This is a genomic window from Kaistella soli, from assembly GCF_019038595.1.
Lineage (GTDB): Bacteria > Bacteroidota > Bacteroidia > Flavobacteriales > Weeksellaceae > Kaistella > Kaistella soli.
Map to the genome: position 1 here is coordinate 115,743 of NZ_JAHOPF010000004.1, position 17,030 is coordinate 132,772.

Here is a 17,030-nt window from a genome sequence, read left to right on the forward strand (position 1 = left end):
ACAAGAACTCATAAAAAAGCCTGAATTCAAATTGATTTCAGGCTTTTTATTATTTATAACTGATTACTTTTCCGCAGTTTCTTTTAGCTTCGCGATCATCTTTTCGGTTTCAGATTTCAGTTCATCCAGGCCTTCATTATTAAAAATGACATAATCAGCCAGTTTTATTTTATCTTTTTCCGGCATCTGTCTGTTCATAATGGCTTCAGTTTCGCGGTAGGTTTTGCCGTCTCTGTCCATTACGCGTTTGATCCTGATATTGTCGTCGGCAGTCACCAAGACCGATTTGTAGCAGCTTTGATTCAGTTTTAATTCGAAAAGCAGTGCGGTTTCCTTAAACATGAATTCAGCATCTTGCCTCTCCACCCAGTTTTCAAAATCGGTTTTAACTGCAGGATGAATTAATGAATTGAGTTTCAGCAGCAATTCCTCATTGCCGAATACTGTTGCGGAAACAAACTTGCGGTTATAAAAACCGTTTTCATCATAAGCCTCGTTCCCCAAAAGATTTATAATGCGCTTTTTCAAATCCTCATCATCATTCACAATCTCTTTGGCGCGGTCATCAGAATAATAAACCGGAAATCCAGCTTCTTCAATGAATTCAGCTACGGTAGTTTTTCCCGACCCAATTCCGCCGGTTAAACCTATTATTTTCTTTGCAGGAGCTTCAGAATTCTGTTTCTCTTCTTCCATCATTTTAGTATCCGAAAACATCATTCATGCTGAAAGTCTCATCAAGACGAACTCCTTTTTCAGTCATTTTCAGACTGGCTAATTCGTTGTGTGCATCGTGTTCAAAGAAAAGAAGGTATTCATTATCTACGCACTGCTTCAGAAATTTTCCTTTTTCTTCCATCGTCAAAAGCGGACGTGTATCGTAACCCATCACATAAACCTGAGGAATATGCCCGGCGGTCGGAATTAAATCTGCCGCAAAAACAATGGTCTTTTCCTGATAGCGGATCACGGGAAGCATCTGTTTTTCGGTATGTCCGTCTACGAATATAACGTCCATTTTAAGGTCGGGTGCAAAACCGTAGTTTCCGCTGTTGGGAGTCGCCAAGAAATTCAGCTGACCGCTTTCCTGCATCGGGAGAATATTCTCCTTTAAAAAACTTGCTTTTTCCCGTGGATTAGGTTCTGTGGCCCATTTCCAGTGTTCTTCATTGGTCCAGAAGTGCGCATTTTTAAAAGCCGGACGGTAACCGGTTTTGTCATCATTCCATTCAATCGCGCCGCCGCAATGATCAAAATGAAGGTGAGTAAGGAATACATCGGTAATATCTTCGCGCACAAAACCGTATTTTTTCAGGTTTTTATCCAGCGAATCGTCGCCCCAAAGAGAATAGTGTCCGAAGAATTTTTCGTCCTGTTTGTTTCCGAGGCCGCAATCAATTAAAATTAATTTCTTGCCGTCTTCCACTAAAAGGGAGCGCGTCCCCAGTTCAATTAAATTTCTTTCATCTGCCGGATTGGTCTTTTCCCAGATGGTCTTCGGGACGACGCCAAACATGGCACCGCCATCAAGCTTAAATTTTCCGCACTGTATAGGATAGAGTTTCATATATTTTATTTTGTGATTTCTAAATTATAAAATTTCAATTTATTTTAACACAACGAATATCGACTTTTTATAATTTATCACTGTGGTTTCCCTCAGCCTTTGATTTTATAACTCTCTGCTGTTTTTCATTTTTTCAGCAATTTTTTTTGAATCAGCATCATCGGATTCCATTAAGTTGCTGATAATTCTTTCCGCATTCACCTCATCCCGGTTTTGGGAGAGTTTCGAGGCAATATGAATTTCTGTGGGAAAAACATTGATTCCGAAAGCGCCTTTCATTTCTTTTCTAACATATTCGTCGCCCATATTTTCTACCAACATCGGACATTTCTGAGCTTTTTCATATTTAAAAGTCAGCTTCCGCAGATGTTCATAAAGTTCATCATCCGTCATCAGCCTGATTTTCCCGCGGATCTGAACGGCTTCATAATTCCAGGTCGAAACGTTTTTGTGGTCGTACCACGAAGAGGAAATATAAGAGTGCGCACCGAGAAAATCACATAAAACCTCATCGCCGTCCTTCAAAACTTTTGCCTGAAAATTGCCTCTGGAAATATGGGTTTCGAGATAAAATCCTTCTTCCGTTTCATTCAGCAAGAACATCGAATGCGTCGCGCACAATTTTTCTTTATCAGAAATTAAAAGGGCAAAACCGTTTTCACTGATAATTTCTTTCATCAGTTCCTGGTCTTCAATTCTGTAGATTTTTGGGATGTACATTTTAAAACAGTGTGTCCGGTCGTTTCGGAATTGAAATATTCAAATGTTTGTAGGCTTTCTCAGTCACTTCCCTACCGCGCGGTGTTCTGATAATGAATCCTTCCTGAATCAAAAACGGTTCATAAACTTCTTCCAGCGTTTCCGGATTTTCGCCGATCGAAGTAGCCAGCGCGGAAATTCCCACAGGTTTCCCACGGAAATTTTCAATCATTACGCGCATAATTTTATTGTCCATATCATCGAGCCCGAATTCATCAACATTCAAAGAATTCAAAGCAAATTTCGTGATTTCGATTTCAATTTCGCCATTCCCTTTAATCTCCGCAAAATCACGGACTCTTCTCAACAATGCATTAGCAATTCTCGGCGTTCCACGACTTCTTCTGGCAATTTCCAGCGCCGCGTCTTCGTAGATTTTCACACCCAAAACTCTTGCGCTTCTCTCAATAATCATTCCGAGGAGTTCAATGGTGTAATATTCCAGTCTGGACTGGATCCCGAATCTTGCGAGCATTGGTTTGGTCAGCATTCCGCTTCTGGTGGTAGCTCCAACTAAGGTAAAAGGATTTAATCCAATCTGAACGCTTCGGGCATTCGGTCCGGATTCCAGCATGATGTCGATTTTATAATCTTCCATCGCGGAATACAGATATTCTTCCACAATTGGCGAAAGCCGGTGAATTTCATCAATAAAAAGGACGTCGTTTTCTTCTAAATTCGTGAGCAATCCGGCCAAACTTCCTGGTTTGTCCAATACAGGACCGGAAGTGATTTTGCATCCGACTCCAAGTTCGTTTGCAATGATATTGGCTAAAGTCGTCTTTCCCAATCCCGGCGGGCCGTGCAGAAGAACATGATCCAGCGCACCGCCACGGTTTTTGGCCGCCGCCACAAAAACTTCCAGATTATCAAGAGTTTTCCGCTGTCCGGCAAAATCCTGAAAACTCTGGGGCCGGATTTTCTCTTCCTGCATCAGCTCATCATCGGAAAAATTATCTTTATCTGGATGTAAAAAATCGGGCATTTTTATTCTGGTTTGTATCTCTTCAAAGGTAAAATTTTTTCTTGAATTTTATGACCGGCAAGTACAGAGAGAATTTTCCAAATACAGAAAAACGATGAAGAGCAGGAAAAACTTTGTATGCTTTGGGTTTAAATATTAAATTTACCGTTATGAAACTTATAGGTCCTTTCAAGCAAATTGTAACACTTGCCAACCTTCCGTTAAGGGGAAAACTTTCTGATGACCAGCTCGAAATCTTTGAAAATGGCGGGATTTTAATTGATGACGGCAAAATCGTAGAAATTGAAAACTATGACTACCTGAAATATTTCATTCCGAGCGACAGCAAAGAATGTGAATTTGAATTTATCGAGGATGTTCAGGTTGCACTTCCTGCCTTCACCGATTCTCATACTCATATCTGCTTTGGCGGTAACCGTGCAAATGATTTTGCGATGCGTAATGCCGGGAAAACTTATCTCGAAATCGCGGAAAGCGGCGGCGGAATCTGGAGCTCTGTTCAACACACACGAAACGCTTCGGAAGAGGAATTATTAAAAACAACTTTAGAAAGAATCAACTTTTTGATTTCTCTGGGAATTACCACCATCGAAATAAAATCCGGTTACGGACTGGATGTGGAAAACGAACTGAAAATGCTGAGAATCATCAAAAAAGCTCAAAGTTTTACAAAAGCGACTTTAATCCCGACCTGTCTTTCTGCTCATTTGAAACCCAGAGATTTCGAAGGCAGCAATGAAGACTATTTAAATTATATTTTAGAAGAAATTCTTCCCAAAGTAAAAGAAGAAAATCTCGCAAAACGTGTCGATATTTTCATTGAAAAATCTGCTTTTCAGCCTGAAGAAAGCAAAGCATTTTTGCTGCAAGCCAAAGAAATGGGTTTTGAAATTACCGTTCATGCAGACCAGTTTACGCCTGGAAGTTCAAAAATTGCCGTGGAAGTTGGAGCAAAATCTGCCGACCATCTTGAAGCGACCGTTGACGAAGATATTCAGTTTTTAGCCAATTCAGAGACGGTTGCCGTTGCGCTTCCCGGAGCAAGTTTAGGTTTGGGAGAAAAATTTACACCTGCCCGAAAGATTTTAGATGCGGGCGGAATTCTGGCCATTGCCAGCGACTGGAATCCCGGTTCTGCGCCAATGGGGAATTTAGTTGCGCAAGCTTCGATTTTGGCAACTTTTGAAAAACTTTCAACCGCAGAAGTTTTGGCAGGAATTACCTTCCGTTCAGCTTTTGCACTGAATTTAACCGATCGCGGAATTTTAGAAAAAGGGAAAAAAGCTGATTTCATTACCTTTAAAACTGATAATTTCCAGAATGTACTTTATCATCAGGGAAGTCTGAAAGCGGAAAACGTTTTTATTGACGGAGAAAAAATTTAATAAAATTATTTATCTTAACGCCTCAAAAAAATTACAATGAGCAACTTAGAAATGTGGGAAGTTTTTATCCAGACCAAACCGGGACTTTCGCACAAACACGCGGGAACAGTGCAGGCTCCTACCGCCGAAATGGCACTGCAAAATGCAAGAGATGTATATACCAGAAGAATGGAAGGAACTTCTATTTGGGTAGTTCCGAGCAAATATCTGGTGACTTCAGAAGGAGTTGATAAGGAGGCTTTTTTTGACCCTGCAGACGACAAACTGTACCGCCATCCTACTTTTTATGAGATTCCGAACGACGTAAAGAATATGTAAAAGCGTTCGCTACCAAAAAATTACCAAAAGAATGAATCCACTTTATCAATACATCCTTAAGCTTGCCGATGACACTTTGATTTTCGGTCAAAGGTTGGGCGAAGTCTGCGGAAAAGGTCCTTATCTTGAAGAAGATATTGCCCTGACAAACGTTGCGCTCGATTACCTGGGGCAGTCCAGCAATTTATATAAACATGCCGCTCAGATTCAGGGCGAGGGGAAAACAGAAGACGACCTGGCGTTTCTGCGGCTTGAAAAAGAATATTTGAATTGCCAACTTTCCGAGCTTCCAAACGGTGATTATGCCAACACGATTCTGAAAGTTTACTTTTTCGCGGTGTACCAGAAACTTCTTTACGGGGCACTTTCTGCCAGTAAAGACGAACAGCTTGCGGGAATTGCTGAAAAATCGCTGAAAGAAGTAAAATACCATTACACGCACGCTTCAACATGGATTAAAATGTTTGCGGGCGGAACAGAAGAAAGCAAAACGCGGTTGAAAAATGCGGTTGAAAATCTTTGGGAATACACCGCCGGAATGTTTGCAGCAACTCATGGAGAAGATGATCTTGCCCAACTCGGGATTGTTCCTGATGCTAAAGACCTGCACGAAAAGTGGAAGCAGAAAGTGACTGAAGATTTTACTCAATTTGGGTTAGAAATTCCGGAAAGTGAGTTCATGCAGAAAGCTTCCAGAACCGGTTATCACACGGAATATTTCGGATTTATTCTGTGCGAATTACAGTATATGCAGAGAACGTATCCGAACTGTGTGTGGTAAAATTAAATGCGCACGGATTTTCACAGATGTCTTTTTATCTGTGTAAAATTTGTGTAATCTGTGTGAAACAAATTATTCAGAATCATATTAAAATAGCCCACAGGTTTTTACAAATCTTTTTTATCAATTTTGTGTAAGTTGTGCGAAAAAAAATGCAGAATCTCCTTGACATATTATCCCAAATCCCCGATCCCGAAATCCCCGTCATCAATATCGTGGAACTCGGGATTGTACGCGAAGCCAAAATGATTTCTGATCGTGAAGCGGAAATTGTGATTACTCCAACGTATTCTGCGTGTCCGGCAATGTTTAATATTGAAGAAGATATTATTAAACTTTTTACGGAAAAAGGAATTAAGGCAAAAATCATCACCAAAATATCACCCATCTGGACCACCGACTGGATCACCGACGAAGCCCGCGAAAAGCTCCGGGTTTACGGAATCACACCGCCTGAAAAAGGTGCGCACGAAGACCATTTAAACATCCCGAAAAAATGCCCAAGATGCGGTTCGGAAAACACCAGACAGATTTCAAGATTTGGCTCTACCCTTTGCAAAGCCTCTTATCAGTGTAACGACTGCCTGGAGCCTTTCGATTATTTCAAATGCCACTAATTGAATTTACTACATAGTTTTTACTTTTTCAGACTTAAAAAATATTGGTAAATTGGAGCAATAATAAACTCGCAAAATATGTATACCCAACTCGAAATAGAAACGCATCTCGGCGGAAAACTTCAGATCGCTTATCTTAACCAGCCCGAAACTTACAACAGTTTAAATAAAACCCTGCTGAAAGAACTCCGGACTTTTGTTCACGAATCTTCTAAAAACCCGGAAGTGCGGTGTATCGGTATTTCAGGCCGTGGAAAAGCCTTCTGTTCCGGACAGAACCTGAAAGATGCCCTTTCCTATGGCGACGAAGGTGATGAAAGAGTTATCCAGAGAATTGTGATTGATTATTACAATCCTCTGGTAAAGGAAATTTCAAAATGCAGAAAACCCGTTATCTCTTTGGTCAACGGTCCTGCAGTGGGCGCGGGAGCGATGTTGGCGCTGATCTGCGACATTACTCTGGCCACGGAATCTTCCTATTTTTCTCAGGCATTTGTGAACATCGGACTGATTCCCGACACAGGCGGAACCTATTGGCTACCCAAACTTTTGGGCAGACAGCAGGCAAACTATTTAGCATTTACGGGTAAAAAACTATCTGCAACGGAAACGAAAAATTTAGGATTAATTGCTGATGTTTTCGAGGATGAAAATTTTATGGTAAATGCGATGGGCATATTAGAACAGATTTCCAATTTACCTACAAAAGCGATCTCATTGACCAAAAAAGCATTCAATGAATCGTATGACAATAACTTAAGCCAGCAACTGGATCTAGAAGGAATTCTGCAGCAGGAAGCTGCAGAAACGGAAGATTTCCGCGAAGGTGTGGCTGCATTTCTGGAAAAGAGAACGCCGAATTATCAGGGAAAATAAACGAATGTAACAGTTTAGCAATGTAATAATTTATCAATATTATGTATTTTCAAACTGTTATATTATTAAACTACATTGTTATATTTTTTAGATTATGAATATAGGAATAATAGGCTCCGGAACCATGGGAATCGGTATTGCGCAGGTGGCTGCGACTTCCGGATGCAGCGTTTTTCTGTATGACGCCAATTCAGCTCAGACCGAAAAGTCATTACTGAATTTGCAGAAGACTTTAGGGAAATTAGCAGAAAAACAGAAAATCACCATTGAAAAAAGCGAAGAAATTTTTAACAAAATAAAATTCTGCACCGAGCTTTCTGATCTTAAAGCCTGCGATCTGGTAATTGAAGCCATCATCGAAAACAAGGAAATTAAAACTAAAGTTTTCCAGAATCTGGAAGAAATTGTTTCCGAAAAGTGCATCATCTCCAGTAATACATCATCCATTTCGATAACTTCGCTCTCGGCCGAACTGAAAAATCCGGAGCGTTTTGTCGGAATCCATTTTTTCAATCCGGCTCCGCTGATGCCTTTGGTAGAAATCATTCCCGGACTTCTGACCGACAAAAAATTGGCGCGTGAAATGTATACTTTAATGGAAAATTGGGGTAAAGTTCCGGTGATTGCGAAAGATGTTCCCGGATTTATCGTGAACCGGATTGCCAGACCTTTTTACGGCGAAGCTTTAAGAATTGCGGAAGAAAACATCGCGACTCCTGAACAGATTGATGATGCAATGAAAACGCTTGGAAATTTCAAAATGGGACCTTTTGAACTGATGGATTTAATTGGAATCGATATTAATTTTTCCGTTACCAAAACTGTTTACCAGGATTATTTTTACGATCCTAAATACAAACCCAGTTTGCTTCAGCAAAGAATGAGCGAGGCAAAATTACTCGGCAGAAAAACCGGAAAAGGCTTTTACGACTATTCCGAAGGCGCGGAAAAAAAAGCTCCTGAGAAAAATGAGGAACTGTACCAAACTGTTTTCATGAGAATCATTTCAATGCTGATCAACGAAGCAGTGGAAGCAAAAAGACTGGGAATTGCCAACGACGAAGATCTTGAACTGGCGATGCAGAAAGGCGTTAATTACCCGAAAGGTTTGCTAGCGTGGGGAAAAGAAATCGGTTTTGAGAACATTTCAGAAACGCTTCAGAACCTTTATGAAGAATATCAGGAGGAAAGGTACAGACAAAGTCCGCTGCTTAGAAAACTGTAGAAAATCAGTGTTTTATATCCGCGAAAGCTGCTATTAATTAAATTTTAAATCTTCAAAATTAGATGACCCCTTTAGAACTCGCCCAATACATGCTCAATCAGGACCATTTCTCTCAGTGGATGGGTATTAAACTGATTGAAATCCGCGAAAAATACTGTCTGATCGAAATGCCTGTAAAAGCAGAAATGATCAATGGTTTAAGAACCGTTCACGGCGGCGTTACTTTTTCCCTCGCCGATTCTGCGCTGGCTTTTTCGAGCAATAATACCAATGATGCTTCGGTGGCCTTACACTGTTCGATGAACTTCACGAAAGCCGTGAGACTGGGCGATACCTTAACTGCGGAAAGCGTTTTGATTTCCGACACCCGAAAAATCGGTGTATATGATATTTCGATCACCAATCAGCATAAAGTTTTGGTGGCGACTTTCCGGGGAACGGTGTATAAAATTGATAAAAAGGTTACTGATTTGTAAAACTAATTTCCTCAAAATATTTGATAGTTCCCATTTTGGGAATTTTTTTTATTATCTTTACATCAAATTATTTGGTATTGAGAGTTATAGCAAAAAAAATCCTTCGCGAATTTTGGGAAAAACACAATGACTGTGAGCAGCAACTTAAATCCTGGTTTAAAGAAGCAAGCATTGCAGAGTGGAAAAACGCCAATGAAATTAAAAGCCAATATCCTAGCGCAAGTATTTTAAATGATCAAAGAATCGTATTTAACATTAAGGGAAATCATTATCGTCTAATTGTGAAACTCAATTATGATTACCAAATAATCTGGATACGGTATATTGGAACTCATGCCGAATATGATAAAATAGACGCAAACGAAATTTAAAGAAAATGGAAATTAAACCGATCAAAACCGAACAGAATTACTCCGAAGCATTAATGAGATTGGAGCAGATATTTGATGCAAAAAAAGGAAGTAAAGAAGGTGATGAATTAGAAGTTTTGGCGATTCTCCTTGAAAAATATGAAGACGAGAACTTCCCTGTCGATTTGCCGGATCCTATTGAAGCAATAAAATTCCGAATGGAACAAATGGATTATTCACAAAATGATCTGGCAAAAGTTATTGGTCTGAAAAGTAGGGCGAGTGAAATTTTAAATAAAAAAAGAAAGCTTTCTCTGGAAATGATCAGAAACCTTCACTCCATGATGAAAATTCCCACTGAAGTCTTAATTCAGGCCTATTAAACCAAATAAAAAACACCTTAAAACCAAACTTCAAAAACAATTTTGAAGTTTTTTTTTATTTTGATGTAACAAATTTCCGAACTTCGTTGTCTTACCTATAAACTAAGCTATGACTCACGCAATTTTTAAGGATACGGTATTCTGTCTCAAGGATGAGATGTACCGTTTTGCGAAAAGATTTGTGATGAGCAGTGACGAAGCTGAAGATGTTGTACAGGATCTGATGATGAAATTCTGGCAGAAAAAAGAAGAAATTGCCGCTTTCGGAAACATCAAATCCTATGCGATGAGATCAGTGAAAAATGAATGCCTGAACAGATTAAAGCATCATGACGTGAAAATGGGTTTTGCAGATTTTCAACTTCACCGAAGCGAGCTTTATCAGCTCGAAACCAATAATCTGAAAGACCAGATTCTCGGCTTTATCAGGCAGCTTCCCGAAAAGCAGAAAACCGTGATTCACCTTAAAGATGTAGAAGAATATGACATCCAGGAAATCGCAGAAATGCTGGAAATGGAAGAAAACGCAGTAAGAGTGAATCTGATGCGGGCAAGACAGAAAATTAAAGAACAGATCACCCAATTGATGAATTATGAAAACCGACAAATCACAGGATAAATACAGCGAAATCTTCCAGGAGCTCAGGGAAGAAAAGATGAACTGGGATTTCGAAGACTTCCTGGCTGAAGCTGAAAAAGAAGAAAAACCTGTCATTAAAATTTCCGAAAAGAAAAGCGCGTCTTTCCCGAAATTTTACTGGATGGCAGCAAGTGCAGTACTGCTTGTTACCCTGGGAATCTTCTATAACGTTTCAACTGGCAACAAAATTGACGAACAGAACGATTTGGTGAAAAATGAAATCATCAGACAGAAAGATGATTTCGGAAAAAGCAATGAAATTGTCGCCATCCATACCAATGATTCTGTAAATGTAGTGTCCGACAGTTTGGTGACCGACTCCGTATCCATCAGCAGCGATGATGATGTGATGGAAAAAATTCTCCCGAAAAGAGGAAGAATCAAAAGACAGACGCGGCCGCAGTTTGTCAGCAATTCAAACCCCGTAAAATCTGCACCGGGCAGCAACGCCCAAAAAGCCGGTTATGAATCCAATTATGTGATCATCAACGGCCAGAAAATCGAGAACGAACAGGAAGCTATTGATTTAACGAAATATTCGTTCCGTATTTTATCAGAAAATGTATCGAAAACAGTGGCTCAGACTGAAGCCCTGCACAATTTTAACAACGATTACTAAAAACTTTCTATCATGAAAAAATTACTCTTAATATTCGCCTTAGTCTTTTCACATTTCTTCCATGTAAATGCACAGAAAGACAAACTCGACCAGCTTTTTGAAAAATACCAGGAAACAGAAGGCGTTACCTCCATCAAAATTGCAAAACCGATGTTCAGCATGCTGAATAAACTCAATATCGATGATTCTGAACTTGACCAGATCAAACCATTACTGAGTAAAATCAACGGCCTGAAAATTCTGATTCTCGAAAAGCCCGAAACTTCATCCACGGCCGGAACGGAGCAAAAAAGACAGCTCGGTCTTTTTCAGAATCTTCAGACTGATATTTCAAATTCGATTAAAAACATGAAGTATGAGGAACTGATTACCGTAAACAGCAAAGACAACAAGATTAAATTCCTGTCTTCTGATGCGACGAACGGAGTTTTGGACAATCTGCTTTTAAACATCAGTTCTGAAGGAAATACCGTGCTGATGATGCTCGACGGAAAAATCTCTATGGACGACGTGAACAAACTCGTGAACGAGGCACAGAATACTTCCCTTAAATCTTCCTTAGTTACAGAAAATGTAAGTCCGTCCGGAGTTACCCAGGTAAGAAATGTAGGAAAATTTACCGGAATCAAAGCATCCAGCGGCATTAAAGTAAATTTTACTCAGGGAAATAACCAAAGCGTGATCGTTGATACCGATCCCAATCTTCAGGAATATGTTTCAACGGAAGTAAAAGACGGAATTCTGGTGCTTTCAATTAATAACAAAAACAATAAAAAACTGAACTTCAAAAAACTATTAGTTACTGTGGAAGCTCCGAGACTTGCTTCAGTAGAATTAAGCTCAGGTTCCCTTTTAACAACAGTAAATACAGTAAAAGAAAATAACTTCAAGGCGGATATTTCGTCCGGATCTAATTTGAATGCTGACATTAATGCTGACAATACGGTGGATGTGGAAATAAGTTCCGGTTCTAATGCAAAACTGGATATCAACTCAAAAAAATTCAGTTTAAACGGAACCAGCGGCTCCATGATCACCGTCGTAGGAAAAACGGAAAGCGCGGTGTTTGATGTTTCGAGTGCGGTGAGCTGCAACGCCCAGGATTTAGCCTCCAAAACCGTTACTGTTTCAGCTTCTTCAGGCTCTAATTTGAAAGTTCAGGCAACCGATACACTTTCTGCAACAGCAAGTTCAGGCGCCTCAGTAAGATATAAAGGAAATCCTAAAACGATTTCTTCGCAAAAAACCAGCAGCGGAGGAAGCATTAAAACTTTGAATTAAAAACGAACCCTGAAAATTAAAATCATGAAAAAGATTTCCCTTTTATTTGCTGCAGTGCTGTTTATGATGTCCCTTCAGTCGTGCGTAGTTTCCAGACGTCCAAACATGGGTTTCTTTGACAATCCTTATTACGACTACAAAGGCGCACAGTTTACCAGCATCAATGTCCCGATGTTTCTTGCAAAACCTATTGTAAAAAAAGCTTTGAGAGAAGACGGAGAAAGCGAAGAACTCATCAGCCTCATCAAAAAAATCTCCGATATTAAAGTGATGACGATTGAAAATGGCAACAAAGAAATGCTGGCAGATTTTGCCAAATATCTTACCAATAACCGCTTCGAAGAATGGATGACGGTAAAAAAAGAAAATGAAACCGTCAATTTTCAGGCAAAACAAAGCGGGGATGTCATTAAGAAACTGATGATCACGGTACATTCCGGCAGCGAATTGGTTTTTGTAGATGTTTCAGGCAAATTTACCGCCGATGATATTTCGAGAATTATCAATTACTCCGAAAAGAAAGACGTAAAAAAACTTGTTTCCAAATAAATTAAATTTGAAATAGCCGCAGATTTTTCTGTGGTTATTTTTTTTGGAGCCGGGAACCTGCTGTCGCTACTCGCTTTTTTTCGGCGGCGGCTTCGCCGCCGCCGAAAAAAGAGCTCACACAAACCGCTCCATCAGGGCTAGTTACCACCCGTTTTTACATAAAATTAGGTTGACAAAACCGCTATTTCCATTTTCCAAAAAAAAACCATAATTTTGCAAGAAAGTAAAGATGTCTATTCACAACAAAATCGTAGAAACTGCCATCACTTTCGATGACGTTCTTCTTATCCCTTCTTACTCAGAAGTTTTACCTAATCAGGTTTCCCTCAAATCAAGACTTTCCGATAAAATTACGCTTAATGCGCCCATCGTTTCCGCTGCAATGGATACCGTTACAGAAGGCGAAATGGCAATTGCAATGGCAAGAGTTGGAGGTATTGGTTTCATCCATAAAAATATGCCGATTGCCGAACAGGCCGTTCAGGTATACCGCGTAAAACGCTCAGAAAACGGCATGATCTCCGATCCGGTGACTTTGTCTAAAGACCATACTTTAGCTCAGGCGAAAGAAATGATGGCCAACTTCAAAATTTCGGGTTTACCGGTTGTCGATGAGGAAAACAAACTCATTGGAATCATTACCAACCGTGACGTAAAATACCAGGAAGACCTTAATGCGAAGGTGGAGGAACTGATGACTAAAGACAAACTCATCACTTCCGATAAAGAGACCAACCTTGAACAGGCGAAAGCAATTTTACTTAAAAACCGAGTGGAAAAACTTCCGATTGTGGACAAAGAATTTAAACTGGTAGGTTTAATTACGATAAAAGATATAGACAATCAGCTTGAATATCCTAACGCCAATAAAGACAAAAACGGAAGACTGATCGTAGGTGCCGGAGTGGGCGTTGGCGAAGACACCATGGACCGTGTGTCTGCACTGGTAAAAGCAGGTGTTGATATTATTGCAGTGGATTCTGCACACGGACATTCAAAAGGTGTTCTTGATAAAATCAGGGAAATTCGTAAAAGTTTTCCTGACCTCGATATCGTCGGCGGAAATATTGTCACCGCAGATGCCGCAAAAGATTTAATTAAAGCCGGTGCAAACATCCTGAAAGTAGGTGTCGGTCCAGGCTCTATCTGTACAACGAGAGTTGTTGCAGGAGTTGGAGTTCCTCAACTTTCAGCGATTTATAATGTTTTTGAATATGCGAAAACTAAAAATGTAGCAGTAATTGCTGATGGCGGAATCAAACTTTCCGGTGATATCGTAAAAGCACTTGCTTCCGGCGCGAATGCCGTAATGCTTGGTTCACTTCTTGCCGGAACTGATGAAGCACCGGGCGAAGAAATTATTTTTCAGGGAAGAAAATTCAAAGCTTATCAGGGAATGGGATCGCTTTCTGCCATGAGACGTGGCGGTAAAGAAAGATATTTCCAGAGTGAAGCAAAGAAATTTGTTCCCGAAGGAATTGAAGGAAGAGTTCCGCATAAAGGAAAATTAGAAGAAGTCGTATTTCAGTTAACCGGAGGAATCCGTGCAGGAATGGGCTACTGCGGAACAAAAGATATCGATACTTTGCAGAAAGACGGTAAAATGGTAATGATTACCGGAAGCGGTTTAAAAGAATCTCATCCTCACGATGTAATTATTACACAGGAAGCTCCGAATTATTCGTTATAAATTTCAGATCAAGATAAAAGGGTGCAAGATTTGCACCCTTTTTTTAAGTACTTTTTTCCAATTATTGGTTAATTTTACTTTTTAAATACCGAAAAAAATATGAGATCTTACTCTTTAATTATACTTCTTTTTTTATTCGTCCAGTGTGATGTTTTGCCATCTACCACTCCTGTTTACAGACCAAAAACATCAACGGCGGCTTCTGCAGGTGAAAGCAAAGAATTTGAAGAATTAATGGCTAAAGATCAGATCAATAAGAAAAAAGTGACGGCAGAAGTTTTAACTTATCTGCTGAATGATACGGAAGCTGACGATCCGAAAACGGCCGCAGTGATAGAAAACAATTCCGGCTGCAATATTATTGTAAGGCTCGTATCGATCAAAGGAAATACCATTTATAATCTTCCTATACCGAAACACGGCAAAAATCAGTTTATCATTGATAAAGGAAGCTACACGCTGAGATCAAGTATTTGCGGCGCTATATATTATTCGCAGAAATTAATCAGTGATCCTCTTATTCTTGAACTTTCTGACCGTTGAGCTTTAAAAAGAATTTATACAAAAAAAGGCTGCATTATTTGCAGCCTTTTAAATTTTGTGCAATCAGCACTACTTTTTAATGAACTTAAATTCCGAGGAATTACCGTTGGCGGAAAATACTTTTAAGACATATACACCTGGTGAAAGGCTGTTGACATTCATTCTGTCAGTATAAGTTTCTGTTCTGATGAGCTGTCCGTTCACGTTGAAAATCTGAAGCGTTTTACCGTTCTGAACTCCTGAAAAACTGATATAATCTGAAACCGGATTCGGGAACATCTGTATTTTTCCTTTACCGGAATTGCTGACAGCAAGCGTTGATGTATGCACATCGCCGGTCATTGTAGAATTGGCTGCGGTAAGATTTCCGCCGCATCCGTTTTCAGTTACTGCCACATTTTCAACCCAGGTTCCAACATTATTGCTTGGTGGGTTCAGCGCGCTGCTGTTTCCTGTGGAGTTATAATAGATCAAAAAAGGGTCAACAAAATCTCCATTACCTGAATCTGCAAGAAACTCCCATCTCGTAAGCGTGTTATTCCACTGGATTTTAAATTCGCAGGTACCCAAACCTCCGCAAGGCTGTTGACCGTCCACGGGATTGGTGATATATATATTCTTGTTCTGGCCGTCGACTCCCGTTTTGAAGAAAGTGAAATTCTGGTCTTCAAAAAGGTTGTGGCATCCGTTGAAGGAAATGGTATTCTGGGCAAAAACCAAATTGCCAAAAACGAGGACTAAAGGGATAAATTTACTTTTCATATTCTTTTAGTTTCTGGATGGAAAAATACCCTGAAGGGCGATAATACACTTAAGTACCAGATATGGCTGTCTGTTTTCGTGTGGCTGGCTGCCTCCCGCAGGATTGATCATGAGTGGAGACATTTGCGTATTCGCAGCAGCATTTGAATATTCTTTATCCAGTGCTTTGGTATTGGCAGGTAAGGAAGCGGTAGGTATATTCTGGTTTCCTTCGGCCGTTACTGCATTTACCTGGTGGTTATGCGCTGGCATTTCATTAATAGTCAAGGTATGACTTTCTTCTCCACCGGTTTCGCCCATGGTATAAGGTGAAAGCCCCGGTCCGCTACCGTCCCCGATCAGAACGCGTCCGCGCATATCCGGTAAAGCGAAGTTAGTTTGTCCGTTTCCGCCATACTGCGTTCCAAGCAAGGAAAAAAGTGCTGTGTTTTGAGCGATGGACATAAGCTGTCCGTTACATTCCGCCCAGTTTCTGGGTGCAAAATTATAAGGTACAAAAGCAATCTGGCCGAGAAAAGGTTCTGAGCCCTGTGCTTTTAAATTGGTTACTGATAAAAAAAGGACTGCGGATAAAATAATTTTTTTCATGGTATTATTAGTTTTGTTGAGGATAAATTCCGAAAAGTGCGATAACACATTTCAGCGTTACAAACGGTTGGATGTTATTATGAGCCTGGCTGGAACCTGTAGGTGAAATCATTCCTGGGGCCATCGTTGCATTCGGAGCGAGATTTGAATATTCTTTATCCAGCACACCAGTATCTGCAGGAAGGGACAAGGTAGCCACTTCTTTTGTTCCTGCTGTTTTTACAGCATTTACGAGATGGCTGTGTGAAGGCAGCTGTGCAGTTGTCACCGTCACGTTTTCAACACCACCTTTCTGGCCAAGATTGAAAGTACTGAAGCCCGGGCGGGTTCCGTCATCCACCACCACTCTTCCGCGTGCATCCGGCAATCCAAATGTGGTTACACCATCGCCGCCATAAGTGGTTCCTATTAAAGAGTAAAGTGTTTCATTCTCAGCAATCGGCATCAAAGCACCGTCACAATCATGCCATCCCAGCGGAGAAAAATTATAAGGGACAATCATAATCTGCCCGATAAAATTATCCTGCGCAGCCAGCTTCAGACTTCCTGAAAGCAAACCGAGTAATAATAAAAGATTGAGTTTTCGCATAAATTAAGTGGGATTATTATTAAATATTCAGGTTTTTCTGTAATTTA

General features: G+C 40.2%; 22 protein-coding genes. 15 read left to right on the plus strand and 7 right to left on the minus strand.

Features of this window, described 5'->3' with window-relative positions; all coding sequences use genetic code 11:
• Nucleotides 1–63 precede the first annotated feature (63 nt).
• From coaE to ruvB, 4 genes are all read right to left on the minus strand, one after another.
• The gene (coaE, locus tag KSK37_RS08580; protein WP_246566492.1) at nt 64–717 is read right to left on the minus strand and encodes a dephospho-CoA kinase; all 654 of its coding nucleotides are present in this window, start codon (nt 715–717) and stop codon (nt 64–66) included.
• Entirely contained in the window at nt 701–1,567 is an 867-nt protein-coding gene (locus tag KSK37_RS08585; protein ID WP_088358716.1) for an MBL fold metallo-hydrolase, read from the minus strand. The genes coaE and KSK37_RS08585 overlap by 17 nt, the downstream gene beginning before the upstream one ends.
• Nucleotides 1,568–1,672: 105 nt before the next feature.
• Nucleotides 1,673–2,287, minus strand: coding sequence for an FMN-binding negative transcriptional regulator (locus tag KSK37_RS08590; RefSeq protein WP_088358717.1), 615 nt, complete (start codon nt 2,285–2,287; stop codon nt 1,673–1,675).
• A 1-nt stretch (nt 2,288) separates the two neighbouring features.
• Complete coding sequence (ruvB, locus tag KSK37_RS08595; protein WP_088358718.1) at nt 2,289–3,311, minus strand: Holliday junction branch migration DNA helicase RuvB; 1,023 nt, start codon at nt 3,309–3,311, stop codon at nt 2,289–2,291.
• A 149-nt stretch (nt 3,312–3,460) separates the two neighbouring features.
• Here ruvB and hutI point away from each other — a divergent pair, with 149 nt between their 5' ends.
• The 15 genes from hutI (at nt 3,461) to KSK37_RS08670 (ending at nt 15,044) form a co-directional block, all read left to right on the plus strand.
• Complete coding sequence (hutI, locus tag KSK37_RS08600) at nt 3,461–4,696, plus strand: imidazolonepropionase (protein WP_217200874.1); 1,236 nt, start codon at nt 3,461–3,463, stop codon at nt 4,694–4,696.
• Nucleotides 4,697–4,732: 36 nt separating this feature from the next.
• Complete coding sequence (gene paaB, locus KSK37_RS08605; protein WP_088358720.1) at nt 4,733–5,014, plus strand: 1,2-phenylacetyl-CoA epoxidase subunit PaaB; 282 nt, start codon at nt 4,733–4,735, stop codon at nt 5,012–5,014.
• A 19-nt stretch (nt 5,015–5,033) separates the two neighbouring features.
• The gene (paaC, locus tag KSK37_RS08610; protein WP_343216986.1) at nt 5,034–5,795 is read left to right on the plus strand and encodes a 1,2-phenylacetyl-CoA epoxidase subunit PaaC; all 762 of its coding nucleotides are present in this window, start codon (nt 5,034–5,036) and stop codon (nt 5,793–5,795) included.
• 152 nt (nt 5,796–5,947) lie between these two features.
• Nucleotides 5,948–6,412, plus strand: coding sequence for a 1,2-phenylacetyl-CoA epoxidase subunit PaaD (gene paaD, locus KSK37_RS08615; RefSeq protein WP_217200878.1), 465 nt, complete (start codon nt 5,948–5,950; stop codon nt 6,410–6,412).
• Between the two features lie 78 nt (nt 6,413–6,490).
• Nucleotides 6,491–7,288 carry an enoyl-CoA hydratase-related protein gene (locus KSK37_RS08620; protein WP_217200880.1) on the plus strand — a complete coding sequence of 266 codons (798 nt, stop codon included), beginning with the start codon at nt 6,491–6,493 and terminating at the stop codon, nt 7,286–7,288.
• 94 nt (nt 7,289–7,382) lie between these two features.
• A complete protein-coding gene (locus KSK37_RS08625) occupies nt 7,383–8,513 on the plus strand; it encodes a 3-hydroxyacyl-CoA dehydrogenase NAD-binding domain-containing protein (RefSeq protein ID WP_217200881.1) in 1,131 nt (376 codons plus the stop codon).
• 62 nt (nt 8,514–8,575) lie between these two features.
• A complete protein-coding gene (locus KSK37_RS08630) occupies nt 8,576–8,989 on the plus strand; it encodes a PaaI family thioesterase (RefSeq protein WP_217200883.1) in 414 nt (137 codons plus the stop codon).
• A 77-nt stretch (nt 8,990–9,066) separates the two neighbouring features.
• A complete protein-coding gene (locus KSK37_RS08635) occupies nt 9,067–9,360 on the plus strand; it encodes a type II toxin-antitoxin system HigB family toxin (RefSeq protein ID WP_217200885.1) in 294 nt (97 codons plus the stop codon).
• 5 nt (nt 9,361–9,365) lie between these two features.
• Nucleotides 9,366–9,722, plus strand: a complete 357-nt coding sequence (locus KSK37_RS08640) for a helix-turn-helix domain-containing protein (protein WP_088358726.1) — start codon at nt 9,366–9,368, stop codon at nt 9,720–9,722.
• Between the two features lie 109 nt (nt 9,723–9,831).
• On the plus strand, nt 9,832–10,341 hold the full coding sequence (locus KSK37_RS08645) for an RNA polymerase sigma factor (protein ID WP_217200887.1): 510 nt from the start codon (nt 9,832–9,834) through the stop codon (nt 10,339–10,341).
• The gene (locus tag KSK37_RS08650; protein ID WP_217200889.1) at nt 10,316–10,981 is read left to right on the plus strand and encodes a hypothetical protein; all 666 of its coding nucleotides are present in this window, start codon (nt 10,316–10,318) and stop codon (nt 10,979–10,981) included. Before KSK37_RS08645 ends, KSK37_RS08650 begins: the two co-directional genes overlap by 26 nt.
• A 12-nt stretch (nt 10,982–10,993) precedes the next feature.
• Nucleotides 10,994–12,262: a DUF4252 domain-containing protein gene (locus KSK37_RS08655; RefSeq protein ID WP_217200892.1), complete on the plus strand. Its 1,269-nt coding sequence runs from the start codon at nt 10,994–10,996 to the stop codon at nt 12,260–12,262.
• A gap of 24 nt (nt 12,263–12,286) precedes the next feature.
• Complete coding sequence (locus tag KSK37_RS08660; RefSeq protein WP_217200894.1) at nt 12,287–12,811, plus strand: DUF4252 domain-containing protein; 525 nt, start codon at nt 12,287–12,289, stop codon at nt 12,809–12,811.
• A 229-nt stretch (nt 12,812–13,040) separates the two neighbouring features.
• Complete coding sequence (gene guaB, locus KSK37_RS08665) at nt 13,041–14,501, plus strand: IMP dehydrogenase (protein WP_088358730.1); 1,461 nt, start codon at nt 13,041–13,043, stop codon at nt 14,499–14,501.
• A gap of 99 nt (nt 14,502–14,600) precedes the next feature.
• The gene (locus KSK37_RS08670; protein ID WP_217200895.1) at nt 14,601–15,044 is read left to right on the plus strand and encodes a DUF6759 domain-containing protein; all 444 of its coding nucleotides are present in this window, start codon (nt 14,601–14,603) and stop codon (nt 15,042–15,044) included.
• A gap of 69 nt (nt 15,045–15,113) precedes the next feature.
• Here KSK37_RS08670 and KSK37_RS08675 read toward each other — a convergent pair whose 3' ends face one another.
• Genes KSK37_RS08675 through KSK37_RS08685 form a run of 3 tightly spaced genes read right to left on the minus strand, consistent with a single transcriptional unit; the run spans nt 15,114 to nt 16,983 of the window.
• On the minus strand, nt 15,114–15,806 hold the full coding sequence (locus tag KSK37_RS08675) for a T9SS type A sorting domain-containing protein (RefSeq protein WP_217200897.1): 693 nt from the start codon (nt 15,804–15,806) through the stop codon (nt 15,114–15,116).
• Nucleotides 15,807–15,812: 6 nt separating this feature from the next.
• Nucleotides 15,813–16,394 (minus strand): phage tail protein, encoded by a 582-nt coding sequence (locus KSK37_RS08680; RefSeq protein WP_217200899.1) that lies wholly within the window; start codon nt 16,392–16,394, stop codon nt 15,813–15,815.
• 7 nt (nt 16,395–16,401) lie between these two features.
• Nucleotides 16,402–16,983 (minus strand): phage tail protein, encoded by a 582-nt coding sequence (locus KSK37_RS08685; RefSeq protein ID WP_217200900.1) that lies wholly within the window; start codon nt 16,981–16,983, stop codon nt 16,402–16,404.
• Between the last annotated feature and the right edge of the window lie 47 nt (nt 16,984–17,030).